The sequence below is a fragment of the Pantoea septica genome, assembly GCF_002095575.1.
Classification (GTDB): domain Bacteria; phylum Pseudomonadota; class Gammaproteobacteria; order Enterobacterales; family Enterobacteriaceae; genus Pantoea; species Pantoea septica.
On record NZ_MLJJ01000006.1, the window covers coordinates 21,684 to 46,797 of the forward strand.

The 25,114-nt window shown below is 59.0% G+C and carries 24 protein-coding genes; 10 read left to right on the forward strand and 14 right to left on the reverse strand.

The genetic code is table 11. The features are described from left to right. Positions 1–6 precede the first annotated feature (6 nt). Entirely contained in the window at positions 7–1,425 is a 1,419-nt protein-coding gene (gene rsmF / locus HA46_RS04475) for a 16S rRNA (cytosine(1407)-C(5))-methyltransferase RsmF (protein WP_143807582.1), read from the forward strand. 3 nt (positions 1,426–1,428) lie between these two features. On the opposite strand, the gene HA46_RS04480 is transcribed toward rsmF, so the two are convergent. Beyond that, on the reverse strand, positions 1,429–2,076 hold the full coding sequence (locus tag HA46_RS04480) for a metallophosphoesterase (RefSeq protein ID WP_084882297.1): 648 nt from the start codon (positions 2,074–2,076) through the stop codon (positions 1,429–1,431). A gap of 395 nt (positions 2,077–2,471) precedes the next feature. On the opposite strand from HA46_RS04480, the gene HA46_RS04485 reads away from it, so the two are divergent. Continuing rightward, the gene (locus tag HA46_RS04485) at positions 2,472–2,678 is read left to right on the forward strand and encodes a hypothetical protein (protein WP_033746561.1); all 207 of its coding nucleotides are present in this window, start codon (positions 2,472–2,474) and stop codon (positions 2,676–2,678) included. 236 nt (positions 2,679–2,914) lie between these two features. Here HA46_RS04485 and HA46_RS04490 read toward each other — a convergent pair whose 3' ends face one another. The 5 genes from HA46_RS04490 to copC all read right to left on the reverse strand — a co-directional run bounded on the left by HA46_RS04490 (position 2,915) and on the right by copC (position 7,235). Next, on the reverse strand, positions 2,915–3,772 hold the full coding sequence (locus HA46_RS04490) for a manganese catalase family protein (protein ID WP_033746559.1): 858 nt from the start codon (positions 3,770–3,772) through the stop codon (positions 2,915–2,917). A 337-nt stretch (positions 3,773–4,109) separates the two neighbouring features. Next, complete coding sequence (locus HA46_RS04495; RefSeq protein ID WP_084882298.1) at positions 4,110–5,000, reverse strand: glycosyltransferase family 17 protein; 891 nt, start codon at positions 4,998–5,000, stop codon at positions 4,110–4,112. Between the two features lie 607 nt (positions 5,001–5,607). Beyond that, the gene (locus HA46_RS04500) at positions 5,608–5,955 is read right to left on the reverse strand and encodes a YebY family protein (protein ID WP_033791264.1); all 348 of its coding nucleotides are present in this window, start codon (positions 5,953–5,955) and stop codon (positions 5,608–5,610) included. Between the two features lie 35 nt (positions 5,956–5,990). Further along, positions 5,991–6,866 carry a copper homeostasis membrane protein CopD gene (gene copD, locus HA46_RS04505; RefSeq protein ID WP_143807583.1) on the reverse strand — a complete coding sequence of 292 codons (876 nt, stop codon included), beginning with the start codon at positions 6,864–6,866 and terminating at the stop codon, positions 5,991–5,993. A 3-nt stretch (positions 6,867–6,869) separates the two neighbouring features. Next, positions 6,870–7,235, reverse strand: coding sequence for a copper homeostasis periplasmic binding protein CopC (gene copC, locus HA46_RS04510; RefSeq protein WP_084882299.1), 366 nt, complete (start codon positions 7,233–7,235; stop codon positions 6,870–6,872). A gap of 151 nt (positions 7,236–7,386) precedes the next feature. Between copC and HA46_RS04515 the strand changes: the two genes are divergently transcribed. Then, positions 7,387–7,617, forward strand: coding sequence for a DNA polymerase III subunit theta (locus HA46_RS04515; protein WP_033791267.1), 231 nt, complete (start codon positions 7,387–7,389; stop codon positions 7,615–7,617). Between the two features lie 3 nt (positions 7,618–7,620). After that, positions 7,621–8,289 (forward strand): exodeoxyribonuclease X, encoded by a 669-nt coding sequence (gene exoX, locus HA46_RS04520; protein WP_084882300.1) that lies wholly within the window; start codon positions 7,621–7,623, stop codon positions 8,287–8,289. Here the strand turns inward: exoX and HA46_RS04525 are convergent. Together HA46_RS04525 and HA46_RS04530 are read right to left on the reverse strand one after the other, a co-directional pair. Beyond that, positions 8,283–10,346, reverse strand: coding sequence for a prolyl oligopeptidase family serine peptidase (locus HA46_RS04525; RefSeq protein ID WP_084882301.1), 2,064 nt, complete (start codon positions 10,344–10,346; stop codon positions 8,283–8,285). The two genes, exoX and HA46_RS04525, sit on opposite strands and share 7 nt — an antisense overlap. A 113-nt stretch (positions 10,347–10,459) precedes the next feature. Next, positions 10,460–11,113, reverse strand: a complete 654-nt coding sequence (locus HA46_RS04530; protein WP_084882304.1) for a tellurite resistance TerB family protein — start codon at positions 11,111–11,113, stop codon at positions 10,460–10,462. A gap of 151 nt (positions 11,114–11,264) precedes the next feature. On the opposite strand from HA46_RS04530, the gene purT reads away from it, so the two are divergent. After that, a complete protein-coding gene (gene purT, locus HA46_RS04535; RefSeq protein WP_033791273.1) occupies positions 11,265–12,443 on the forward strand; it encodes a formate-dependent phosphoribosylglycinamide formyltransferase in 1,179 nt (392 codons plus the stop codon). A 52-nt stretch (positions 12,444–12,495) separates the two neighbouring features. Here the strand turns inward: purT and HA46_RS04540 are convergent, their stop codons facing one another. Both HA46_RS04540 and zwf read right to left on the reverse strand, forming a co-directional pair. After that, complete coding sequence (locus tag HA46_RS04540; protein WP_033747926.1) at positions 12,496–13,134, reverse strand: bifunctional 4-hydroxy-2-oxoglutarate aldolase/2-dehydro-3-deoxy-phosphogluconate aldolase; 639 nt, start codon at positions 13,132–13,134, stop codon at positions 12,496–12,498. A gap of 176 nt (positions 13,135–13,310) precedes the next feature. Further along, complete coding sequence (gene zwf, locus HA46_RS04545; RefSeq protein ID WP_033746536.1) at positions 13,311–14,786, reverse strand: glucose-6-phosphate dehydrogenase; 1,476 nt, start codon at positions 14,784–14,786, stop codon at positions 13,311–13,313. 369 nt (positions 14,787–15,155) lie between these two features. Here zwf and hexR point away from each other — a divergent pair, with 369 nt between their 5' ends. The 3 genes from hexR to HA46_RS04560 all read left to right on the forward strand — a co-directional run bounded on the left by hexR (position 15,156) and on the right by HA46_RS04560 (position 18,898). Next, entirely contained in the window at positions 15,156–16,034 is an 879-nt protein-coding gene (hexR, locus tag HA46_RS04550) for a transcriptional regulator HexR (protein ID WP_084882485.1), read from the forward strand. Between the two features lie 106 nt (positions 16,035–16,140). Beyond that, positions 16,141–17,583: a pyruvate kinase gene (gene pyk / locus HA46_RS04555; RefSeq protein ID WP_033791280.1), complete on the forward strand. Its 1,443-nt coding sequence runs from the start codon at positions 16,141–16,143 to the stop codon at positions 17,581–17,583. 79 nt (positions 17,584–17,662) lie between these two features. After that, the gene (locus HA46_RS04560; RefSeq protein WP_084882307.1) at positions 17,663–18,898 is read left to right on the forward strand and encodes an MFS transporter; all 1,236 of its coding nucleotides are present in this window, start codon (positions 17,663–17,665) and stop codon (positions 18,896–18,898) included. A 192-nt stretch (positions 18,899–19,090) separates the two neighbouring features. On the opposite strand, the gene lpxM is transcribed toward HA46_RS04560, so the two are convergent. The 3 genes from lpxM to znuA all read right to left on the reverse strand — a co-directional run bounded on the left by lpxM (position 19,091) and on the right by znuA (position 22,488). Further along, positions 19,091–20,077, reverse strand: a complete 987-nt coding sequence (gene lpxM, locus HA46_RS04565) for a lauroyl-Kdo(2)-lipid IV(A) myristoyltransferase (protein WP_084882310.1) — start codon at positions 20,075–20,077, stop codon at positions 19,091–19,093. A gap of 106 nt (positions 20,078–20,183) precedes the next feature. Next, entirely contained in the window at positions 20,184–21,515 is a 1,332-nt protein-coding gene (mepM, locus tag HA46_RS04570; RefSeq protein ID WP_084882312.1) for a murein DD-endopeptidase MepM, read from the reverse strand. A 13-nt stretch (positions 21,516–21,528) separates the two neighbouring features. Further along, entirely contained in the window at positions 21,529–22,488 is a 960-nt protein-coding gene (gene znuA, locus HA46_RS04575) for a zinc ABC transporter substrate-binding protein ZnuA (protein WP_084882315.1), read from the reverse strand. 77 nt (positions 22,489–22,565) lie between these two features. Here znuA and znuC point away from each other — a divergent pair, with 77 nt between their 5' ends. Further along, positions 22,566–23,321 carry a zinc ABC transporter ATP-binding protein ZnuC gene (gene znuC, locus HA46_RS04580; protein WP_033791287.1) on the forward strand — a complete coding sequence of 252 codons (756 nt, stop codon included), beginning with the start codon at positions 22,566–22,568 and terminating at the stop codon, positions 23,319–23,321. Continuing rightward, complete coding sequence (gene znuB, locus HA46_RS04585; protein WP_033746516.1) at positions 23,318–24,103, forward strand: zinc ABC transporter permease subunit ZnuB; 786 nt, start codon at positions 23,318–23,320, stop codon at positions 24,101–24,103. Before znuC ends, znuB begins: the two co-directional genes overlap by 4 nt. On the opposite strand, the gene ruvB is transcribed toward znuB, so the two are convergent. After that, positions 24,104–25,108 carry a Holliday junction branch migration DNA helicase RuvB gene (gene ruvB / locus HA46_RS04590; protein ID WP_033791290.1) on the reverse strand — a complete coding sequence of 335 codons (1,005 nt, stop codon included), beginning with the start codon at positions 25,106–25,108 and terminating at the stop codon, positions 24,104–24,106. Between the last annotated feature and the right edge of the window lie 6 nt (positions 25,109–25,114).

Consider the following 25,114-nt stretch of genomic DNA (forward strand, 5'->3'; position numbering starts at 1 on the left):
CCTGCCGTGGCCGACCTTTTCCCCTCTGACTTCCTTGATCTGATGCGCGACGCCCTGCCCGACGATGCTGAACTGCAGCGCTTTATCGCCATCAGCCAACAGCCGCTGCGCCGCTCTATCCGCATCAATACGCTTAAAATCAGCGTCGCCGATTTTCTCGCTCAGACGGCGAGCTATGGCTGGCGTCTGGCGCCGGTGCCCTGGTGCGCGGAAGGCTTCTGGATTGAGCGAGACGACGAGAGCCTGCCGCTCGGCAGCGTGGCGGAGCATCTCAGCGGCCTGTTTTACATTCAGGAGGCGAGCTCGATGCTGCCGGTCAGCGCGCTGTTCGATGCCGCGCCTCAGGCGCAAACGGTGATGGATATGGCGGCGGCGCCGGGTTCGAAAACTACGCAGATAGCGGCGCATATGAACAACCGCGGCGCCATCCTCGCTAACGAGTTCTCCTCCAGCCGCGTTAAGGTACTGCACGCCAACGTCAGTCGCTGCGGCGTCAGCAACGTGGCGCTGACGCATTTTGACGCGCGCGTCTTCGGCCCGGCGCTGCCGGAGCGTTTCGACGCCGTGCTGCTGGACGCGCCCTGCTCAGGCGAAGGGGTCATCCGCAAAGATGCCGACGCGCTGAAAAACTGGTCGCTGAGCAGCACCGAGGCTATCGCTGCCACTCAGCGCGACCTGCTGGAGAGCGCGTTTCATGCTCTGAAGCCTGGCGGCACGCTGGTCTATTCCACCTGCACCCTGAACCAGATTGAAAACCAGCAGGTTATTGCCTGGCTGCTGGCGCGCTATCCGCAGGCGGTAGAGGTCGTTCCGCTCGACGCGCTCTTCGCGGACGCCGGGCAGGCGTTGACGCCAGAAGGGTATCTGCACGTTTTTCCGCAGCTGTTCGACAGCGAAGGCTTCTTCGTGGCGCGCCTGCGTAAAACCGACTCGGTGCCGCCGCTGCCGCAGCCCGGTTACAAGCTGGGCAAACTGCCTTTTACGCCGCTGAATAAAAAGGTGGCGGCGGAGGTGACTCAGGCCGCGGCATCGGTTGGCCTGCAGTGGGGCGAGGACCTGACGCTGTGGCAGCGCGACAAAGAGATTTGGCTGTTTCCCGAGGCGATTACGCCGCTGCTCGGCAGCGTTCGCTTCTCTCGCATCGGTATCAAGCTGGCCGAAACCTTTGCCAAAGGCTATCGCTGGCAGCATGAAGCGGTGATCGCACTGGCGCAGCCGGACGCAGATCGGGCGTTTGAGCTGAGCGCCGACGAGGCGCTGGAGTGGTATCGCGGCCGGGATATTTTTCCTGATGCGCCGCCGCAGCGTGATGAAGTGATTGTGACCTACCAGCAGCAGCCGATTGGCCTGGCTAAACGCGTCGGCAGCCGCATTAAGAACAGCTACCCGCGCGAGCTGGTGCGTGACGGCCGCCTGTTCCACTGACCCCTACTGCAGCTGCATCAGCGTCAGCGGGTTACCGAACACCGCACCAGTATCGATATAGTGCAGGTTGCCCGATTCCAGCGGATGCTGCAGCGGCGTATGGCCGAAGTAAAAAGCGTCTGCGCCCGCGATTTGTCCCGCATCGCCCGCTTGCAGTCGGGCGATGCGCTCGCGATTCCATACCACTTTCTCCCAGTCCAGCGGCTGCTCCCACGCGTAGCACTCCGCCGGATAGTCCGCGTGCGCCACGACAACAATGCGATCCGCCAGCTGCAGGTGCAGGATCAGCGGCAGGCTCTCTAGCTTTCTGAGCGCATGACGCGCCGCGATGAGCCTGGCGCCCCTCAGCTTATAGAACCAGTCGCCGCCGTTCATTATCCAGCTAAGTGAATCGTGACACTGTAACGCATGCAGCGCCATCTCTTCATGATTTCCCCGTACGCAGCGGAACCATGGCGCGTCGAGCAGCTCTAAACAGCCAGGACTGTCGGGCCCGCGATCGATGAGATCGCCGACGGAAATCAGCAAATCGTTTCGCTTATCAAACGCTTTTTCCAGCAGCAGAGCGTCCAGCTGACGTCGACAGCCGTGCAGATCGCCGACAATCCAGATATTTTGCCAGTTTTCACCGTTGAGATACTGGTAATGCATCTTGATTCCGCTTGTTAACAACAGGTTTACTTATTGCGGGTTAAAGTATAACCGGTCACATCTTCAGGGAGGCGTGATGAATAGCCGGAAACAATTTATCAGCGTATTAGTGCTTATTTTCCTCGGCAGCCTGCTGCTGCTGGAATCGCTGGCGCGCCTTGTGCATCTGCTGTTTGTCGGCTGACAGGCCGCACGCGATGCTTTCTGCCCTCTACTCAGATTTTCCGTACGCTTCGCCGGTAAAAGCGCCAGCAAATGGCGATTACTGTTCAGATATCAGGATGTTTCCGACAGACGAAACTGCGTTAGTGTGACATCTCAGCCCGTCCACGATGTGGAGCAGATACACACAGCAAAGGAGGGATGGCTGATTACCTCCGGTCAGGAGAATAAGAATGGTCGCTGAAACGCTTGATAACGTAAGTTTTAACCTTGATTCTCTCGAAAACGCAGCACTAGAAATCTGTAAAACCAAAGGAATGCTGGGCATGCTGTTGGCGTCGGTTTCAACCGATATTCAGCAATCCTATTTCCAGCTGTTACGCGAGTCCGGTTTCGATGACGAACTGGTCTGGCTGCAGCAGGTTCTGGATACCAAATAAGTGATTCAGTTAACCCCGGCGCAGGCCGGGGTTTTTTCATTTTTGGCGCCGCGGCGAGCTAAATACGGCTTTTTGAGTGCCGTCGGAAAAAAATATTTTTTGGCGCTCTGATTTAGACTGGTACGAGAGTAGCTGTCGCTGCTGAGACAATAGTTCATTTTTTGGCAAGCATTAGACGGCGCGTCTGACGCGCCGTATCAACCTGATGCCTGTATCCCTCCCTGGACAGCGTGCGGTTAGGGTTTTAACGCTGGTGGAACGGTGCCCGAGAGCTCCTGCTCGCTTTGCGCGCCGGAGCCCGGACGGGCATGGCCCAGCAGAGGCTCATCGCCCAGCAGCTCAGGTTTCTCTTTCGCGGTGAACTGGGCTTTGCCGTCAAATGACGGCCCTTCGCACCAGCGGCCTTTCGGCAGCGGTTTATCCAGCGAGGTGTTGAGCACATAGTAAGAATGCTCGCTGGCTTCTTCGCTTTGCGGGAAGCTGTTCGGTATCGGCAGCGAAGCGTTAAGTCCGCCCATCTCTTCGATCACCGCCAGCCACTGCTGTTGATGCATGGTGTCGCGGGCGATCAGGAAAGAGAGAAAATCCTTCATGCCGGTATCTTCAGTGAGATTATAGAGGCGGGTCGCCAGTACGCGTCCTGTCGCTTCCGCCGTGACGTTGGCCAGCATATCTGCCGCCACGTTGCCAGACGCGTAGATATGGCTCATATCGAAAGGCACGCCGTTGGCGTTGACCGGCAGCGCCGCCAGGCCTGATGAGAGAATATGGCGCGGGTTCATACCGCCCAGTACCGCATTCACCACCGGATCTTTCGCCGACGCTTCCTGATAGGAGAGCGGCGCGCCTTCCAGGTTGAGCGCAACGGCATGCGCCAGCATTTCGATATGCGCCAGCTCTTCGGTTGCGGTAGAGATCAGCAAATCGCGGATTCGCGCATCGCCGCGCGCGCCCATCGCCTGGAAGAAGTACTGCATCGCCACGCGGATCTCCCCTTCCACGCCGCCGATCGCCTGCTGCAACAGCATGGCGAATTCCGGATCTGCTTTGTCGACGCGTACTGGATATTGAAGCTTTGAAGAATGGTGAAACATAATTATCTCCTGGCTTGTTGTAAAGAATAAGCCAGACAAGCCTGGAAGAGGTTGGCGAAAAATGAAAGCGTGCCCGTAAAGATTAGCGGGAAATATAAGCGGCAGACACGCGTAGCCTTGAGGAATATTAGCAAGTTAGAAAAAAGAAAATATTATCGCTCACTTGCCGGTGGGCTTTAGCGCCATGGCAATAAGCCTGTTAACAATAAGGTTAAAAAAATAAATTTAACTGTCTCATAAGCGAGCCTGCAGCTTGTTTCTATATCGACATTTACTTATCGCACTGATAGCTTCACTCGAATAAAGAGTAAAAAACGAGCCGCACAGCGGCGCGCGATTAAACTGATTTAATATAGTCCGCAAAACGATGTTGATTTTCCACCAGCCACGCAGGCATATATTCTTTCGTCATCGGACGGATCACCATCTTACGCGGTCGATTCCAGATATCGACGTTCTGCTCGACGCAACGTCGTATATGATCGGGGTTGTTGAACTCTGGCAAGTTATGCTCGGTATGCGAAATCGTTGCCATTTTCTCGCTAATCCGCGCGTCGTCCATTACCCATGAAAAATGCCATCCGGCATTCTCAACGGTTCGCGTGCGCAGTTTTAGCAGTTTCCAGCGCCACCAGCAGTCCCGGATAGGGGTTCCTTTACGCTTCACGTTGCGCAGCAGTTCTGGCTGCCCACGGAAGAAGCCTTTCAGGTGTTTAAAGGTGGTCATTTTAGGCAGCCTGCATAGCCGCGGTGAGCCATCCTCATTTAATACCTGAACGTTGAATTTGAAGTTATAAAAGTTCTGGTAAAGCGTGGTGCATAAATGCGCGGCGCTAAACTGCCGGAGCGCTTCAGGCCGGGGGATTTCGTCAACATCCGACACCATAATAATATCGCTGTCCTGAGCACCCGTTAAGCCGCGCATAATGGCGTTGCGCGCGATGGTTTCATTTTCCCAGGGGTCCGACTCGCCCGCCTTAACCAGCGAACTGTTAGAGTTAAAGCTATGAGAATAAATTTTCGGAACGGCGTCGTTAACCACGTAAATGATTTTATCCCGAAATGGCGCGAACTTTTCTATATCAAAATTAAGTTTTTCGCGGCGCTTCCCGGTAAAGGTATAGAGGGACTCCACAATGACAAATCTATCAACGTGCTCGTAAAGGGTATTCAGGCGTAATTCCAGAAGCATGTCTTCGTCGTAGTATAAAAAGCAGTCGTATATCATTGAGTTAGCAACCTGAGCTCGTTTCGAACCCGGTTACGTTATCAGATCCGCATCAGCGCAAAAAGTTAAATTGTCACTGAATCTTACTTTTTTTAACGTAAAACAAACTTTTTACAGACTCCGTTCCTTCACTTTTTTAGTGCCAGACAGCGCCGGACCCTGCCCCATGCCGCGCCCCCCTGGTCAGACAAAGAGATAATGGGATCGCTTTTTCGATGCGATGCCTTGGGCAAGAGGTCATAGCGGCATTGTCGCGACTAAAATAATATCGCAGCCTGAAATGGCGAAGCGCTCACCGAAATGAAGTTTGAAGTGAGGGTCTGTCGGGGGTAAGCAGAGGCTGCTTATTTAAATCTGCATTAAAAAATAATCAATAAAAAAAGACCGAACACGATTCCTGTATTCGGTCCAGGGAAATGGCTCTTTGAGAGCCGTGCGCTAAAAGTTGGCATTAATGCAGGCGATGACGCCTTGCAATTTAAGGTTAGCCCACGTCTGTGGAAATGCCAGCGAACGGCCGGACAGAGGAGATCCGCAGGATCAGATTGTGATCCTGACGGCAGAATCGGCGAAACCAGGCGCGAAAAGCACTCGCGCCTCGGCAGGATTATTTATCGCACAGCGCCTGAGTACGCTCGATGATCGGCTGAAGGCTCATCATCTGCCCAGGGTGGGCTTTATCTTCCGCCTGAATCACGGAGATGGGCTGCGCTTTTACCTGCCCGGCCTTCACGCGCGCTTCAGCTTTATCGTTAAGCGGATACTGCATGAGCGTGCTGGGATTAATGGCGAACAGCGAACCATCTTTTTCGCAGCTCAGCATCACCTCTTCACGGCTAAAGGGCCACGCAGCCTTGCCTACCTCGAAACGGCTGACGGTAATAATTTCCGACGCCAGCGCCTGGCCACCGACAGATAACAACAGCATTGCGGGGATCACTTTCTTCAGCAAAATAGCCTACCTTTTCACTCAGTCAAAACGGGTCACACTCAGGCTGGCGCCAGCGTAGCGAAGACGCTGACCAGACCAACCACTGCGCATGCCAGCAGCAGCTCAAGCTGCGTCATGCGAATAAATTTTTGCTGCGCGCCCTTGCCCGCCAGGCGAAAGCGCGGCACCAGCACGTAACGATTGACCAGCGCGATAGCGACCATAAGCGCCACCAGCGCCGCCTTAGCCACTAATAATTCGCTATACAGGCTGCCATGCCACTGGCGAGGCCAGCCGGCGATCAGCAGCCCATTCACTATGCCGGTGCATAATGTTACCGCGACGGCCAGATGTCCGTAGCGCGAAAAGCGCATCATGGCGCGAATGGCGTCGCTGCGGCGATCGATCTGCCGCGCCTCGTCCATCAGGATCAGCAGCGGCAACAAACCGCCCGCCCAGAAAGCCGCGCCGAGAAGGTGCAGCGCGTGGTTTATCTGCTGCAGCGCGCCCGTAACCCCTTCGCGCATCGCTGCATGTCCGATCAACGCCATACAGCCCAGCTGCAGCAAGGCGCCGATCAGCCACGCCTGCTGTCGCGGTCTGTTTCTCAACAGGCTCGCCAGCAGCGTAACGCCAGCCAGCCCGGTTTCCCACTGCCACACCGTGCCGAAACGCGTGCTCAGCACCGCGCGCCAGATCTCAATGTCGGCCAGGTTGCGCCAGTCGCCGCTCATCAGCGCCAGCTGGGTCGCCAGCATCAGCAATGCAGTGACGAACGCCAGCCAGACGCAACCGCGCATCAATGCGTCAAGACGCTGCCCCAGCGCACAGCGATAGCGCGTCGGCGCTAACAGCACGGTGTAAAACGCGCTGCCCGCCAGCAGCATTACCGCGGCGAAGTGAAGCGCGCGCAGCAGGATCCACAACGCGGTCACGACTTACTTCACGCTAAAGCGGTAGCTGCCCTGGGTCTTATGGCCGTCAACCGAAAGCACATGCCAGTTAACCTGATAGTCGCCCGCCGTCAGCGGCCTCTTCAGCGGCAGGATCAGGCGGCTATGCGCCTTCGCATCCTGCTGCACTTTCTCGCCGGCGACAGGCTTTTGGCTGGCGTCAAGCAGGGTTACGCCGCTAAACGCGGGCTCGATATCTTCGGTAAAGCTCAGGGTCAGCGCCTGCGGCGAGGCGGCGAGCACGGCGTCGGCGGCCGGTTGGGACGATTTGAGGTGGGCATGCGCCAGCGCCGCCTGGCTCACCAACAACAGCGAGACGGCAACGCCTGACAAGATCGTTCTTTTCTGCATGAGATCATCCTTTTAGCCATCGCATCAGCGGCAAACGTGGGCAAGGATACGCTGAGGCTTTTCAGGTGTCGAGGGCCAGCAATGCTATCCTTTGCCCTTGATTCAGACCGGGATAAGCATTATTTTTGCCCCCTGTCTTCAGGAGATCCCCATGAGTCAAAACCTCGCCCTGCTTTCTCAGGAAGAGAAAGATAAAGTCAACGTGGAACTGGCCGCAGCGGGCGTGGCGTTCAAAGAGCGCTACAATATGCCGGTCGTGGCCGAAATGGTTGAATATGAGCAGCCGCCTGCGCTGCGCGACTGGTTTCGGCAGCGTCTGATGCACTATCGCCAGGCGTCGCTGAACTTCTCGCGCCTGCCCTACGAACCCAAACTGAAGTAAATCATGTTACGCGTAATTGATACCGAAACCTGCGGGCTTCAGGGCGGCGTAGTGGAAGTGGCGTCGGTCGACGTGATCAACGGAGAGATCGTTAATCCGATGAGCGATCTGATCCTGCCGGATCGCCCCATCAGCCGCCAGGCGATGGCCGTACACCGCATCACCGAAGCGATGGTGATGGGCAAACCCACGATCGAAGAGGCCATTGGCCGCTATCACGGCAGCCCTTTCTATGTCGCCCATAATGCCAGCTTCGATCGCCGCATGCTGCCGGAGATGCACGGCGACTGGATCTGCACCATGACGCTGGCGCGCAAGCTGTGGCCTGGCATTAAGTACGGCAACCAGGCGCTGCGCCATAGCCTTAAGCTGGAGGTGACACCTCCCGCCGATCTGCACGCGCACCGCGCGCTGTACGACTGCTACGTGACCGCCGCGCTGCTGATCCGCATTATGGAGATTTCCGGATGGGATGCCGGGCAGATGGCGCAGCACTGCCAGCCCGTCAGCGTGACGGGTGACGTGCTGCCCTTCGGCAAATATCGCGGCCAGAGCGTCGCCGCTATCGCGCGGAAAGATCCGCGCTATCTGCGCTGGGTGCTGGAAAACGTGCGCGATCTGCGCCCGCCGCTGCGGCAGGCGCTGCGTAAATACCTGAGCGACGATCAGTAATCGCGCTGCGGCGGCAGGCTGCCCTGCGCCAGCGCGATCAGGAACGTCAGCTCCAGCGCGATGCCCTCATAGGATTTATAGCGCCCCGACTTGCCGCCGTGACCGGCATCCATATCCGTACAGAGCATCAGCAGATGGTTGTCGGTCTTCAGCGCGCGCAGTTTCGCCACCCACTTCGCCGGCTCCCAGTACTGCACCTGCGAGTCATGCAGCCCGGTCGTCACCAGCATATGCGGGTAGTCCTTCGCCTCGACATTGTCGTAGGGGCTGTACTGACGCATATAACCATAATAGTCGGCGTCGTTTGGGTTGCCCCACTCGTCATACTCGCCGGTGGTGAGCGGAATCGACTCATCCAGCATCGTGGTGAGCACATCGACAAAGGGCACCTGCGCTACCACGCCGTTGAACAACGCCGGTGCCATATTAATCACTCCGCCCATTAGCAGCCCGCCTGCGCTGCCGCCCATGGCATAGAGCTGTCCAGGCTGGCCGAATCCCTTTTTCACCAGCGCCTGGGTAACGTCGATAAAATCGGTGAAGCTATTCATCTTGTTAAACAGGCGGCCGCCGTCATACCAGCTTTGTCCCAGCTCGCCGCCGCCGCGCACGTTGATCAACGCGTAGACGAAACCGCGATCGAGCAGGCTAAGCCGGCTGACGCTGAAGTCCGCCTCCATATTGCTGCCGTAGGCGCCATAACCGTAAACCAGCAGCGGATTTTTGCCCGGCTGATAGTGTTTGCGGTGATAGACCAGCGACACCGGCACTTCAGTGCCGTCGCGCGCCGTGATCCAGTGGTGCTCGCTTTTGTAGTTGTCGGGATCGAAGTTGCCGACCGCGCTCTGCTTGAGGATGCGCCGCTCGCCGGTGTCCATATCGAGTTCGAACAGCGTGGTCGGCGTGGTCATCGAGCCGTAGCCGTAGCGCAGCTTGCTGGTTTCCGGCGAAGGGTTGAACGCCAGCCAGGTAACATAGGTCGGATCGTCGAAGGCGATGCCGGTCACCTCGCCGGTTTCCCAGTGGATCTGACGCAGGCTGGTCAGGCCGCGCTGCCGCTCCTCAACCACCAGCCAGTCGCGGAACAGCTGAAAATCTTCCATCACCACATGATCGCGCGGCTTAATCAGGGTTTCCCAGCGCGACTCGTCGAGCCAGCGCGTGCGGTAGAGGCCGAAGTTTTTCCCCTCGCGGTTAGAGCGGATATAAAACTGATGATCATAGTGGTCCAGACTGTATTCATGATCTTTGCGGCGCGGCAGGAAGATCTGCGGCGCGGCGTCGGGAAAGCCGGCGTCGATTAGCTGGATCTCGCTGCTGTTGGTGCTGAACAGCGCGATCAGGATAAAGTGATCGGAAGTGGTTTTATGCACGCTGAGATGGTAGGTGTCATCCTGCTCTTCATACACCAGCCGATCGTCGCTTTGCGGCGTGCCGAGCTCATGACGCCAGACCTGATAAGGCAACAGCGTTTGTTCATGCTTGCGCACGTAATAGAGCGTGCGTGAGTCGTTCGCCCAGGCGAAGCTGGAGGAGGCGTTGTTCAGCACCTCCGGATACCAGCTCCCCTTCTCGAGGCAGCGAAAGCGAATGCCATACTGTCGCCGGGAGAGAAAATCTTCCGCCAGCGCCATCACCTTGTTGTCAGGGCTGATGTTGAGCGATCCCATGGTGTAGAACTCGCTGTGCGAGGCGCGCTGATTAGCGTCCAGCAGCAGCGTCCACTCATCGGTCACGGCGCACTCGGCAGGCTGGCGGTAGTAGGCGGCATATTCGTTACCGCTCTCATAGCGACTCTGGTAGCGATAGCCGTTATGCACATAGGGAACGGAATGATCCTGCGGCGGCAGGCGATCGACGATCTCTTTTAAGATACGGTTCTGCAGCGGCTGCTGCGTCGCCATGATCTGCTTGCCGTAGTTGTTTTCGGCGCGCAGATAATCCAGCACCTCTTCATTCTCGCGCTTGTCGTCGCGCAGCCAGTAGTAATCATCCACGCGCGTTTCGCCGTGGAGGGTCATTTCATGAGGAATTTTTTTTGCGATGGGGGCCTGCATGCTCTCTCTCCCTGTTATTAATATCCTTTAAGGGTGGCATCAGGTGGCGGGGAAGCCAAATTTTTGTCGCTAACGCGTTGTTATTGCGGCCGCGCAGCGCGGCCGCAGCGGAGTTATTCTGCCGGGATGCGCGCTTTTTGTTCGCGCAGGTCGTTTTCAATGCCGTCGCGCACGTCCTGCGGGATCTTCAGCGCGTCGCCGAGCGCAGTGAGATAGCTGCGCTCCATAAAGTGATCCACGTCGATAGCGGCGCAGCTGAGGAAGTAGAGCTCCAGCGCTTCATCCTCGTTTTTCACGTCGGCGGCCAGCCAGGCGGGATCGAGCGGCCGATTGATCGCTTTCTGGATTAATGCTTCCGCCTCCTGACCATAGCCCGACTCATGGATGCTGCGTTCGATGGCGGCGCGCTCGCGATTGTCGATATGGCCGTCGCTTTTCGCGGCGAAAACCAGCGCCGTCACCAGGCGCTCGGCGCGCTGATCGGCGGGCGTCTGCAGCTCGCCAAAGCCGGGATCGGCCTGGTGCGTCTCGCGCACGCGCTGTTTATATTTGTTCCACAATACCGCGCCGGCCGCCGCGCCGCCGCCGATAATCAGCGCTTTGCCGCCATACTCGGTTAACAGCTTGCGCGACTTTTTGCTGGCGATCAGCAAGCCCGCCAGGCCGCCCAGCGCGCCGGGCGCCAGCATATCGTTCAAACCTCCGTTGCCGCCGCTGTGCCCTTTCTTTGCCAGCAGCGACTGAAGCTGTTGCAACAGGTTGTTCATCATCCACTCCTTTTCAGCGATAAGGGCTCTACTCTGCCCGACCGGGCGTCAGTTAACGTCAAGGTGAGAAAAGAGAGGCAAAGCAGCGAGAGATGAGAACGCAAACGTTTTCGTTTATACTGCGCGCGCGTTTTGACTCACAGGTGAAATTATGACGACTCTTGGAACTGCGCTGCGTCCGGCTGCGACGCGTGTCATGCTGTTAGGCTCGGGTGAACTGGGTAAAGAAGTGGCGCTGGAGTGCCAGCGACTGGGTGTGGAAGTGATTGCCGTAGATCGCTATGCCGACGCGCCCGCGATGCATGTGGCGCATCGCAGCCACGTGGTGAACATGCTGGACGGCGAGGCGCTGGCCGCGCTGATTGCACAGGAAAAGCCCGATTATGTGGTGCCTGAAATCGAAGCGATCGCCACGGATAAGCTGCTTGAGCTCGAGCAGCAGGGGCAGCGCGTGGTGCCGACCGCGCGCGCCGCGCGCCTGACCATGAACCGCGAAGGTATTCGCCGCCTGGCGGCGGAAGAGCTGTCGCTGCCGACTTCCAGCTACCGTTTCGCCGACAGCCAGGCGAGCTTTGAGGCAGCAGCGGCGGAGATCGGCTTCCCCTGCATCGTCAAGCCCGTGATGAGTTCGTCAGGCAAAGGCCAGAGCTTTATCCGCGAAGCCAGCCAGCTCAGCAGCGCCTGGGAGTACGCGCAGCAGGGCGGACGCGCCGGCGCAGGCCGCGTGATTGTCGAGGGCGTGGTTAAATTCGATTTTGAAATTACGCTGCTGACCGTGAGCGCGGTCGACGGCCTTCACTTCTGCGCGCCTATCGGCCATCGCCAGGAAGATGGCGACTACCGCGAATCCTGGCAGCCGCAGCAGATGAGCGATGTCGCACTACAGCGCGCGCAGGCGATCGCCGGCGACGTGGTGAAAGCGCTGGGCGGCTACGGCCTGTTCGGCGTCGAGCTGTTTGTCTGCGGCGACGAGGTCATCTTCAGCGAAGTGTCGCCGCGCCCGCACGACACCGGCATGGTGACGCTGATTTCGCAGGATCTTTCGGAGTTCGCCCTGCACGTGCGCGCCTTTCTCGGCCTGCCCATCGGCGGCGTGCGCCAGTACGGCCCGTCGGCGTCGGCGGTGATCCTGCCGCAGCTGCACAGCCAGAACGTACGGTTCGTTAACGTGGAAGCGGCGCTGGGCGCGGGTCTGCAGCTGCGCCTGTTCGGCAAGCCGGAAATCGCGGGTTCGCGCCGCCTTGGCGTTGCGCTGGCCAGCGGCGAGAGCGTCGATGACGCCGTCGCGCGGGCGATTGCCAGCGCAGCGGCGGTGAAAGTCGAAGAGTAATAAAACCGCGGGTGGTTCATGATGCGGTGAGCGCCCTGCTCACCGCTAATGCTTATTTCGCGCCTTCCACCGCTTCGCGCGCCAGACGCGTAATGCGATCCCAGTCGCCCGACTCCAGCGCGTCATTCGGCACCAGCCAGGAACCGCCGATGCAGAGCACGCTTTTCAGCGCCAGATAGTCGCGATAGTTGGCTGGCGAAATGCCGCCGGTAGGACAGAAGCGTACCTGCGGAAACGGACCGCCAATCGCCTGCAGCGCCTTAACGCCGCCGTTTGCTTCCGCCGGAAAGAATTTAAACTCGCGCAGGCCGTAATCCATGCCGGTCATTAGTTCGGAAACGGTGCTGATGCCGGGAATCAGCGGCACCGGACCTTCTACTGCGGCCTTCAACAGCGGCTCGGTAATGCCTGGGCTGATAACGAACTGCGCGCCCGCTTCGGTGACTTCCTGCAGCTGCTGAGTGTTGATGACCGTGCCTGCGCCAACGATGGCGTCCGGCACCTCTTTAATCATCAGGCGCAGCGCCTCCATCGCCACCGGCGTGCGCAACGTGACTTCCAGCACCCGAACGCCGCCGGCCACCAGCGCTTTCGCCATCGGCACTGCATGTTCCAGCTTGTTCACTACGATCACCGGCACCACAGGCCCAGTGGTCAGGATCTTTTCCGCACTCGTCTTCCAGTTCTTCATCAGTTCCCCTTGCTTATCCATACCGGCGTCAGCCGCGCGGCGCGCCATCAATGCGTCACTACCATACAGGATCGCGTTCCGCATCGTCTATCCGCCCAACGCTCTTTTTGAAACTGCGGTTCACTTTCCTGCGGCAAGGCACAAAAAAGCCCGCACGCGGCGGGCTACTTTCAGGATTATTCGAACTCGTTCCAGGAACGGCCGTCTCGCGTGATCATCGCCACGGAGGCCACCGGTCCCCAGGTGCCTGCCTGATAGGGCTTGGAAGAGTCGCCGTCGGCGGCCCAGGCGTCGATAATGGAGTCGACGTAGGTCCATGCCGCTTCCACTTCGTCGCGACGCACGAACAGCGCCTGAATGCCGCGCATGCTCTCCAGCAACAGACGCTCGTAGGCGTCAGCCAGGTGCGACTGATTAAAGGTCTCGGAGTAGCTCAGATCCAGCTTCGTGGTCTGCAGCTTGTGCTTGTGATCGAGGCCCGGCACTTTGTTCAGGATCTCGATATCGACGCCCTCATCCGGCTGCAGACGAATAGTGAGCTTGTTCTGCGGCAGCTCCGAGTAGGAATCTTTAAAGAGGTTCATCTCCGGGTTCTTGAAGTAGACCACCACTTCGGAGCATTTGGTCGGCAGACGCTTGCCGGTACGCAGATAGAACGGCACGCCCGCCCAGCGCCAGTTGTCGATATCGACGCGAATGGCGACAAAGGTTTCCGTCGAGCTGGACTTGTTGGCGCCCTCTTCTTCCAGATAGCCCGGCACTTTTTTACCCTGCACGAAGCCAGCGGTATACTGGCCGCGCACCGTTTTTTCGCGCACGTTGGTCTGATCGATACGACGCAGCGAGCGCAGCACCTTAACTTTTTCGTCGCGAATGGCGTCTGCGCTGAGGTCGGACGGCGGCGCCATGGCGATCATGGTCAGTACCTGCAGCAGGTGGTTCTGGATCATGTCGCGCATCTGGCCAGCCTGGTCGAAATAGCCCCAGCGTCCTTCGATGCCTACCTCTTCGGCCACGGTGATCTGCACGTGATCGATGGTGCGGTTGTCCCAGTTGTTGACGAAGATAGAGTTGGCGAAGCGCAGCGCCAGCAGGTTCAGCACCGTCTCTTTGCCGAGGTAATGGTCGATGCGGAACACCTGGCTTTCGTCAAAGAACTCGCCTACCGCGTCGTTGATCTCTTTTGAGGTCTCCAGCGAGGTGCCGAGCGGCTTCTCCATCACCACGCGCGCCGGTTTAGCGTTCAGCTTCGCCGCGCCCAGGCCTTTGCAGATGGCGCCGAAGGTGCTTGGCGGCATCGCGAAATAGTTGATGGTGGTGCGTTTTGCCTGATCGAGCATTTTGCCCAGCTTGGGAAAATGGGTGGTGTCGTTGACGTCGAGGTTGCAGAAGTCGAGACGGCTGCTGAGTTTATCCCACAGCGCTTCGTCGATCTTCTCCTTCATAAAGGTTTCCAGCGCTTCACGCACCACTTTGGTATAGGCTGCTTTGTCCCAGTCAGCGCGTCCCACGCCGATGATGCGGGTTTCCTCGTGGATCTGTCCCGCTTTTTCCAGCTGATACAGTGAAGGCAACAGTTTCCGGCGCGCAAGATCGCCTTTGGCACCGAATATCACCAGATCGCATGCCTGGGCTGTTTGTGTTACCGCCATTTTCCTCTCCTCGTTGCAGGATGATCCCGTTGGCTTTCGCATCCTCGTCCACCGGGTCCATGTTGTAATTTTCTTTCAGCACAATGTACTTATTTCAGGGGGTCAGGTAAACCGACTCTATGCTGGTCCGCAGAGTTCACTCTGAACGGAATAAGGCGTGCCGATGTGATAGTGCGTGCGCTTTAGCCCACTTTAGCGCGGCGGCCGATGGGCGGCAAAATCGACTCCGGGTCAAATTATGACAAAAATTTTCCACGCAGACTTATCCGTACTTGCGCGCAGCCATAGCGAACAGGGTATATTCACGCTTTTATGCCCTCTCTGCCAGCCATTGCTGGCATCGATAAAAGCGATAACGGTCATCAGGTTATGAATACTCTGGAAAAAATCGAGGCGCAGCTGGCGACGCTCAGCAAATCGGAACGCAAAGTCGCCGCGCAGATCCTGGCCGCTCCGCATGAGGCGATCCATTCCAGCATCGCCAGGCTGGCGCGCGCCGCCGAGGTCAGCGAACCCACCGTTAACCGCTTTTGCCATCGTCTCGGCACGCGCGGCTTCCCCGACTTCAAGCTGCAGCTGGCGCAGAGCCTGGCGCAAGGGCCAAGCTGGGTCAGTCACGACGTCAATGAAGGTGACGATACGCGCGGCTACAGCCATAAGATTTTCGACTCGGCGCTGGCCGGGCTGCAGCGCGTGCGCGATCGGCTCGATCTCGCCGTCGTGCAGCAGGCGGTGACGGCGCTATCGCGCGCGCAGAAGGTGGCGTTCTTTGGTTTGGGCGCCTCGGCGGCGGTGGCGCACGACGCCTTTAATAAATTTTTGCGCTTCGATCTCCCGGTGGTCTGGTCAGAGGATATTGTGATCCAGCGCATGAGTTGTATAAATAGTCGCGCGGAGGACGTTTTTGTTTTGATTTCGCATACTGGCCGCACGAAAAATATGGTAGAACTGGCTCGCCTCGCCGGTGTAAACGGTTCCACAGTGATAGCCGTCACGTCTCCCGCTTCGCCGCTGGCAGAGGTCGCCACGCTGGCGCTCACGCTTGATGTACCGGAAGATACCGATGTCTATCTGCCAATGGTTTCCCGCCTGACGCAACTCACCGTTATCGACGTGCTGGCGACCGGATTTATCCTCGAACGCGGCGCCGCGTTTCGGGAAAACCTGAAGCGAGTGAAAGAGGTCTTAAAAGAGTCGCGTTTCGACAAGCCTTTCGCCATGGAAAACGCAGCGCAACAAAAAAATTAACATCACATTCACAATGTGAGTCGTATCACAGGCTCTCCTTCAGTTAGAATAATGATCACGCCCTGTCCACTTTAGGGGATACGCAAATTTGTCAACGGAGTCCTTCATGTCAAGACGTCTCAGAAGAACCAAGATCGTTACAACCCTCGGCCCGGCAACAGACCGCGATAATAATCTGGAAAAGATCATCGCCGCAGGCGCAAACGTTGTGCGACTCAACTTCTCTCACGGCACCCCGGAAGATCATCAGCTACGCGCAAATAAAGTGCGCGAAATTGCCGCGAAGCTGGGTCGTCACGTCGCGATTCTGGGCGACCTGCAGGGACCGAAAATTCGCGTTTCGACTTTTAAAGAGGGCAAAGTATTCCTTAACGTCGGCGACCGCTTCCTGCTCGACGCCAGCCTGAGCAAAGGCGAAGGCGATAAAGAGAAAGTCGGCATCGACTATAAAGGCCTGCCGGAAGATGTGGTGCCGGGCGATATTCTGCTGCTCGACGATGGGCGCGTGCAGCTGAAAGTGCTGGAAGTTCAGGGCATGAAGGTGTTCACCGAAGTTACCGTCGGCGGCCCGCTCTCCAACAACAAAGGCATCAACAAGCTTGGCGGCGGCCTCTCGGCGGAAGCGCTGACCGAGAAAGACAAAGCGGACATTATTACCGCCGCGAAAATCGGCGTCGATTATCTGGCCGTCTCGTTTCCACGCAGCGGCGAGGATATGAACTACGCGCGTCGCCTTGCGCGCGAAGCGGGCTGCGAGGCGCAGCTGGTGGCGAAAGTCGAACGCGCCGAAGCGGTTGCGACGCAGGAGGCGATGGACGATATTATTCTCGCCTCCGACGTGGTGATGGTGGCGCGCGGCGACCTGGGCGTTGAAATCGGCGATCCCGAACTGGTCGGCATTCAGAAAGCGCTGATCCGTCGCGCGCGCCAGCTGAACCGCACCATCATTACCGCGACGCAGATGATGGAGTCGATGATCACCAACCCGATGCCGACGCGTGCCGAAGTGATGGACGTCGCGAACGCCGTGCTCGACGGCACCGACGCCGTGATGCTGTCGGCGGAAACCGCTGCCGGCCAGTATCCTGCTGAAACCGTTTCCGCGATGGCGAAGGTCTGCCTGGGCGCAGAGAAGATCCCAAGCGTCAACGTCTCCAAGCATCGTCTGGAAGTCACCTTCGACAATATCGAAGAGGCGATCGCCATGTCGGCGATGTATGCGGCGAACCACCTGCAGGGCGTCACGGCGATCATTACCATGACCGAGTCCGGCCGTACGCCGCTGATGACCTCGCGCATTACCTCCGGCCTGCCGATTTTCGCTATGTCCCGTCATGAGCGCACCCTGAACCTGACCGCGCTCTATCGCGGCGTGACGCCGGTCTTTTTCAACAGCGACAACGACGGCGTGGTCGCGGCGCACGATGCGATCAATCTGCTGCGCGACAAAGGCTTCCTGGTCTCCGGCGATCTGGTTATCGTCACCCAGGGCGACGTGATGGGCGCGACCGGCACCACCAATACCAGCCGGGTGCTGCGCGTCGACTAACTGCGCGCCCGCTGTAGTAACGCTGTAAACAACGCGACGGCCTGGCTGTCGCGTTTTATTTTTCTTAAAAGGAGTCTGGATGCCCCGCTATCAACCCGTCAGCAAACTGACAGCAGGCTTACTGCTGTTTCCGCTGGCGCTGGTGCTGTTTGAATTCGCCACCTATATCGCGCACGACATGATCCAGCCCGGCATGCTGCTGGTGACGCAGGAGTTCAGCGTCGGCCCGGAGTGGGTCTCGACGTCGCTGACCGCCTATCTGCTGGGCGGCGTGGTGCTGCAATGGCTGCTCGGTCCGCTCTCCGATAAATTCGGACGTCGTCCGGTGATGCTGGGCGGCATTCTCTTTTTTATTCTGGCCTGCGTGCTGACCACCTGGGTCGGCTCGATAAAAGAGTTCGTCGCGCTGCGCTTTATTCAGGGCATTAGCCTCTGCTTTATCGGCGCAGTCAGCTATGCCGCGATTCAGGAAGCTTTTGACGAGGCGCTGGCGGTGCGCGTGATGGCGCTGATGGCGAACGTCGCGCTGCTGGCGCCGCTGGCGGGTCCGCTGGCGGGCGCCGCCTGGCTGACGGTGGCGAGCTGGCGCAGCATGTTCTGGCTGTTCGCCCTGCTGAGCGCCCTCGCCTTTATCATTTTATGGCGCGTGATGCCTGAAACCGCCGGCGACCGCAGCCACTCCATCGCGCTGCCGCAGCTGGCGCGCACCTATCGCAAGCTGGCGCGCGACCGAATGGTGATGCTGGGCTCATTCGCCATCGGTCTGGTGTTTATTCCCATCCTGACCTGGGTAGCGCTCTCGCCGGTTATCCTGATGCATGAGGAGCAGCTGTCGCGCATGCACTATGCGCTGCTGCAGCTGCCGGTATTTCTGGCGATGATCGCCGGAAATATTACGCTGGGCAAGCTGGCCGGACGCGTGCCTATCGAGCAGCCGGTGAAGTTCGCCGCCTGGCCGATTCTCTCCGGTCTGGGCATTGCGCTGCTGGCGAACCTGCTGGACAGCCACAGCTATCTCTTTCTGACCGCCGGGCTAAGCCTTTACGCTTTCGGCGCGGGCATGGTCAACGCCGGGCTCTATCGCCTGACGCTTTACGCCAGCGACGCCGGCAAAGGCAGCGTCGCGGCGATGCTGGGGATGATCAGCATCCTGACGCTGGCGATCGGCATCGAACTGGCGAAAAGCGGCTATTTTAACGGCGGCACGCCCTGGTTTAGCCTGATCAACTTCATCAGCGGCGTGCTCTGGTTTGTGCTGGTGACGCTGTTTCTGCGCGAGCGCAAGCGCCGTGCGCAGGTGACGGCGTTATCCTGAGCATTAAGGTCTTACTCACAAGCTGCTGCGGAAGCTGAAATGCGGGGGCGGTATGGCACGAAGAGCAAAGCGTCCCGCGACAGGAATGTCGCGGGCCGAGCGCGCATGGATGCAATGGACTTTGCGATCGGGCCATACCGTCCCTGCGTCAGCACATTATCAATAAAAAGGGCCGCGATTGTGGCCCTTTTGCTATTTACGCGGATAAAGCTCTTTGCGCTTATAGGGCTCGATATCCCCCTCTTTGCGCGTCTTCAGCAGCTTTAAAATCCAGGTGTACTGCTCGGGGTGGGGACGCACGAACACTTCAACCTCTTCGTTCATGCGGCGCGCCAGCGTGCGATCGTCAGCGTCCAGCAGATCGTCCATCGGCGGACGGACGAAAATCTCCAGCCGGTGCGTCTCGCTGTTGTAGACCGGAAACAGCGGCACCACGCGCGCGCGGCACACCTTCATCAGGCGGCCAAGCGCCGGCAGCGTCGCTTTGTAGGTCGCGAAGAAATCGACAAACTCGCTGTGTTCGGCGCCGTGATCCTGATCGGGCAGATAGTAGCCCCAGTAGCCCTGGCGCACCGAGCTGATAAACGGCTTGATGCCGTCGTTGCGGGCGTGCATCCGGCCGCCGAAGCGACGACGCACGCTGTTCCAGACGTAGTCGAGCAGCGGATCGCTCTGGTTATGAAACATCGCCGCCATCATCTGCCCTTCCGAGGCGAGCAGCATCGCGGGGATATCCACCGCCCAGCCGTGGGGCACGAGGAAAATAACGTTCTGCTTCTCCGCCTGCAGCCGATCGATAATGTCGCGGCCGTGCCAGTCGACGCGCTGGCGCACGCGCGCCGGATCGCGCATGCCCAGTTCGGCCATCATCGCCATCGCCTGCGGCGCGGTGGCGAACATCTCATCGACGATATGGCTGCGCTGCGTTTCGCTCAGCTCAGGCAGGCAGTAGTAAAGATTGATTAGCGCACGGCGGCGAGCGCCTTTAGCCAGTTTCCCCGCCATTCTCCCCAGCCGGCCGAGCAGCGGATCGCGTACTTTCGCCGGCAGCAGCGCCATGCCTGCCAGCGCGCCGATCGCCAGCCAGCTGCCCCAGTATTTTGGTTTCAGGAAAGAACGTTCAAAAACGGGAATAAATTCAATATTCTTTTTTTCGGGGTTTCCATGCGCTCGCCTCAATCAATGACGCGCTAATGATAGTGGCGACAGGTAAATTTGCAATCCCCGGCGCGGCATGAAAAAAAACCGACGCGTAAGGCGTCGGTCTTGTGGCGCGTCGCGCAGATTACTCGAAGCGCAGCAGCGGCAGGTTGGTTTTCACCTGCGCCATATAATCGCTGCGCTCTTTGCCGGTCAACCCTTCCATACGCGGCAGCTTCGCCGTCAGCGGGTTGACAGCCTGGTTATTAATCCAGATTTCAAAGTGCAGATGCGGCCCGGTGGAGCGGCCGGTGTTGCCCGACAGCGCGATGCGATCGCCGCGCTTCACCTTCTCGCCCGGTTTCACCAGCACTTTCTTCAGGTGCATATAGCGCGTCATATACTGGCGACCGTGTCGGATGGCCACATAGTTGCCCGCCGCGCCGCCGTTTTTCGCCATCACCACTTCGCCATCGCCGACCGCCAGCACCGGCGTGCCGACTGGCAGCGCGAAATCGACGCCTTTATGCGGCGCGATGCGGCCCGTTACCGGGTTCAGACGACGCGGATTGAAGTTGGAGGAGACGCGATACTGCTTCACGGTCGGGAAGCGCATAAAGCCGCGCGCCAGACCCGACCCGTTGCGATCGTAGAACTTGCCATCTTCGGCGCGGAACGCGTAGTAGTCCTTACCGCCGGAGCGCAGGCGCACGCCAAGCAGTTGGCTCTGCGCGCTTTTGCCGTCGAGCATTTCGCGCGACATCAGCACGCTAAACTGGTCACCCGCGCGCAGCTTACGGAAATCCATCTGCCACTGCAGCGCTTTGATCACCGCGCTCGCTTCGCTGCCGTTCAGGCCGGCGCGCTGCGCGCTGGCGGCGAAACTGCCGCGCACTTCGCCCTTCAGCACGCGGTTCTGCCACTCGCCCTTTTGCATCTCGGACTGCATGGTGAACGCGCCGTTGTTGCCGCGCTGATAGGTGCGTGTTTCTCGGCGGTTTATCTCCCAGGTGAGAGACTGCAGGCTGCCATCGTCGGTCAGCGTCCAGCTCAGCTGCTGGCCGACCTGCAGGTTGCGTAGCGCTTTATCGCTGTTGACCAGCGCATTGATATCGCCCAGCTCGATGCCGTACTGATTCAGGGCGCTGCTCAGCGTATCGCCGGACGAGACGGTGTATTCATGCGTTCCCGTTGCGTCCGGCACATCGCTGTCGATGTCGTCGGCGGGGAGTTCTTCTTCCGGTTCGGAAGTGGTTTGATCGATGGGTTCGCTGGCCTCTGGCAGCAGCGTACGCAGCTGATTTTTATCGAGTTCGATGCTTTTGACTATCGGCATCGCATCATCGGTGGGATGGTAAACGTAGGGCCGCCAGACGGCGACGGCCAGCGTCACAACGGTTAAAGACCCCAGCATAACGCGGTGGGGGCGCGGCAAATTATTAAATGCGAGGGCGACAGAGCGGGCTATCTGCTGCACTTTTACCTATTCCTCATGCTCCATTCAGGCAGCTCGCATACTGGCCTGACAGCTGTGAAAGGAACTTCACGTAGCTGTCCTGACTAAGGCTGATATTCGTCCCCAGCGGATCCAGTGTGCCTTTACGCACGTTGGTTCCGCGGGCAACCGCATCGATGACGGCTGGCCTGAATTGTGGCTCAGCAAAGACGCAAACGGCCTTCTGCTCAACCAACTGTGTTCGTATTTGATGTAGACGCTGTGCGCCCGGCTGAATTTCAGGGTTTACGGTAAAATGCCCGCTGGGCGAGAGGCCGTAGTGTTTTTCAAAATAGGTGTAAGCGTCATGAAAAACGAAATACCCTTTGTTGCTGACCGGGGCGAGCTGCGCGCTAATGTCCTTGTCGGTAACCGCCAGTTCGCTTTCGAATTGCTGGAGATTAGCGTCAAGTTTGGCTTTGCTTTCGGGCATAAGTTCCAATAATTTTCCGTGGATTGCAACCGCCGCTAGCCTGGAGATTTGCGGCGACAACCACAGATGCATATTAAATTCGCCATGATGGTGATGATGTTCCGCTTCGTCATCTCCGCTATCGCCCTGTTGAGCAGCCTCTTCGCTATGGCGATCGTCGTCGTCTCCGCCCTTCAGCAGCAGGGGTTTAACCGCCTGCATATCGGCAATCTGAAGATTTTTAGCGGCCGGCAATTCAGCCGCTGGCTTCGTCATGAAGGCTTCCATCTCGGGGCCGACCCAAACCACTAAGTCTGCGTTTTTTATACGTTTTACGTCAGACGGACGCAGCGCGTAATCATGCTCCGACGCCCCATCGGGCAGCAGTACATCCACCGGCGTCACGCCGTCGGCGATGGCGGCAGCGATAAAACCGAGCGGCTTCACCGAGGCGACGACATTCGCCTGCGCGGGAAGCGTCAGCGAGGCGGAGAATGCCAGCGCAGAAAGGGTGAAAATAGTACTCTTTTTAATGTGTAACATAATGCATCATTCCATCGTGACCTGGGGATGGGATGTGATATTATAACATTCGAAATTCTGTGCAACCTGTAAATAACATGACCTCACTCGTCACGCTTGAAAATATCTCCGTGCAATTTGCACGACGTCCCGTGCTCTCAGGCATTAGCCTGAAGCTGATGCCTGGACGCATACTTACGCTGCTCGGCCCCAACGGCGCGGGCAAATCCACGCTGGTGCGCGTCGTGCTGGGGCTGCTGGCGCCGGCCTCCGGTCAGATACAACGCGCTCCGGGCTTGCGCATCGGTTACGTGCCGCAAAAACTGCATATCGACCCGACGCTGCCGGTCACCGTCGAGCGTTTTATGCTGCTGACGCGCGGCGCGAAGCACGCCGATGTGCTGCCGGCGCTGAAGCGCGTGCAGGCCGGTCATCTGCTCAACGCGCCGCTGCAGAAGCTTTCGGGCGGCGAAACGCAGCGCGTGCTGCTGGCGCGCGCGCTGCTCAATCAGCCGCAGCTGCTGGTGCTGGACGAACCGACGCAGGGCGTCGACGTGAACGGCCAGGTGGCGCTCTACGATCTGATCGACCAGCTGCGCCACGAGCTTAACTGCGGCGTGCTGATGGTTTCGCACGACCTGCATCTGGTGATGGCGAAAACCGATGAGGTGCTTTGCCTTAATCACCATATCTGCTGCTCCGGCACGCCGGAAGCAGTGTCGCAGCATCCGGAATTTATCGCCATGTTCGGCCCGCGCGGCGCGCAGCAGCTGGCGATCTACCGCCATAACCATAATCATCGTCACGACCTTCAGGGACGTATCGTATTACGCAGAGGACAGGGTCCATCATGATTGAGTTGTTACTACCGGGCTGGTTGGGCGGCGTGATGCTGGCGCTGGCGGCCGGTCCGCTGGGTTCGTTCGTGGTCTGGCGCAAAATGTCCTACTTCGGCGATACGCTGGCGCACGCCTCGCTGCTGGGCGTCGCCTTCGGCCTGCTGCTGAACGTCAATCCTTACTACGCCGTTATTCTGGTCACCGTCTGCCTGGCGCTGGGGCTGGTGTTTCTCGAACGCCGCCCGCATCTGGCGATCGATACCCTGCTGGGCATTATGGCGCACAGCGCGCTGTCGCTCGGTCTGGTGGTGGTCAGCCTGATGTCGGGCGTGCGCGTCGATCTGATGGCCTATCTGTTCGGCGACCTGCTGGCGGTGACGCCAGAGGATTTATGGGTGATGGGCGCGGGCGTGGCGGTGGTGCTGGCGGTGATGGCGTGGCAGTGGCGCGCGCTGCTGTCGATGACCATCAGCCCGGAGCTGGCGCAGGTGGACGGCGTGAATATTCAGCGCACCCGCCTGATCCTGATGCTGGTGACGGCGCTGACCATTGGCGTGGCGATGAAATTCGTCGGCGCGCTGATTATCACCTCGCTGCTGATCATCCCCGCCGCGACGGCGCGCCGCTTTTCCCGTTCGCCGGAGCAGATGGCGAGCCTGGCGGTGGTCGTGGGCATTATCGCCGTCTCTGGCGGCCTGACCTTCTCCGCTTTCTACGATACCCCGGCCGGCCCGTCGGTGGTGCTGTGCGCCGCGCTGCTGTTTATTCTCAGCATGGCGCGCAAGCCCGCCGTCTGATTACTCGTCGCGCGCCATGCCGAAGTGACGATAAGCGTGCTGCGTGGCCATACGGCCGCGCGGCGTGCGCTGAATAAAGCCCTGCTGGATCAGGAAGGGCTCAATCACATCTTCAATGGTTTCCCGCTCTTCGCCGATTGCCGCCGCGAGGTTATCCAGCCCTACCGGCCCGCCGGTGAACTTGTCGATAATCGCCAGCAGCAGCTTGCGATCCATATAGTCAAAGCCTTCGCTGTCGACGTTAAGCATATCCAGCGCGCTGGCCGCGACGTTGCCGCTCATTTCGCCGTTGGCGCGCACCTCTGCGAAGTCGCGCACGCGGCGCAGCAGGCGGTTAGCGATACGCGGCGTGCCGCGCGCGCGCTGCGCGACTTCCCGCGCGCCCTCTTCGCTCAGCGACAGCCCCAGGCAGGCGGCGCTTCGGCTGACGATGTGCTGCAGATCCGCCACGTTATAGAACTCCAGGCGCTGCACGATGCCGAAGCGGTCGCGCAGCGGCGAAGTCAGCGAGCCGGCGCGCGTGGTGGCGCCGATCAGCGTAAACGGCGGCAGGTCGAGCTTGATGGAGCGCGCGGCCGGGCCTTCGCCGATCATAATATCCAGCTGATAATCTTCCATCGCCGGATAGAGCACCTCTTCCACCACCGGCGAGAGACGGTGGATCTCATCGATAAACAGCACGTCGTGCGGTTCGAGATTGGTCAGCATCGCCGCCAGATCGCCCGCCTTCTCCAGCACCGGGCCGGAGGTGGTGCGCAGATTGACGCCCATCTCATTGGCGACGATATTGGCCAGCGTGGTTTTCCCCAGCCCCGGCGGGCCGAAAATCAGCAGGTGGTCCAGCGCATCGCCGCGCAGTTTCGCCGCCTTGATGAAAATTTCCATCTGCTCGCGCACCTGCGGCTGGCCCACATACTCCGAGAGCAGCTTAGGGCGGATAGCGCGGTCGAGATTCTCTTCTTCGTTATAGCTGGCGGAGGAGACCAGACGGTCAGCTTCGATCATGACTTA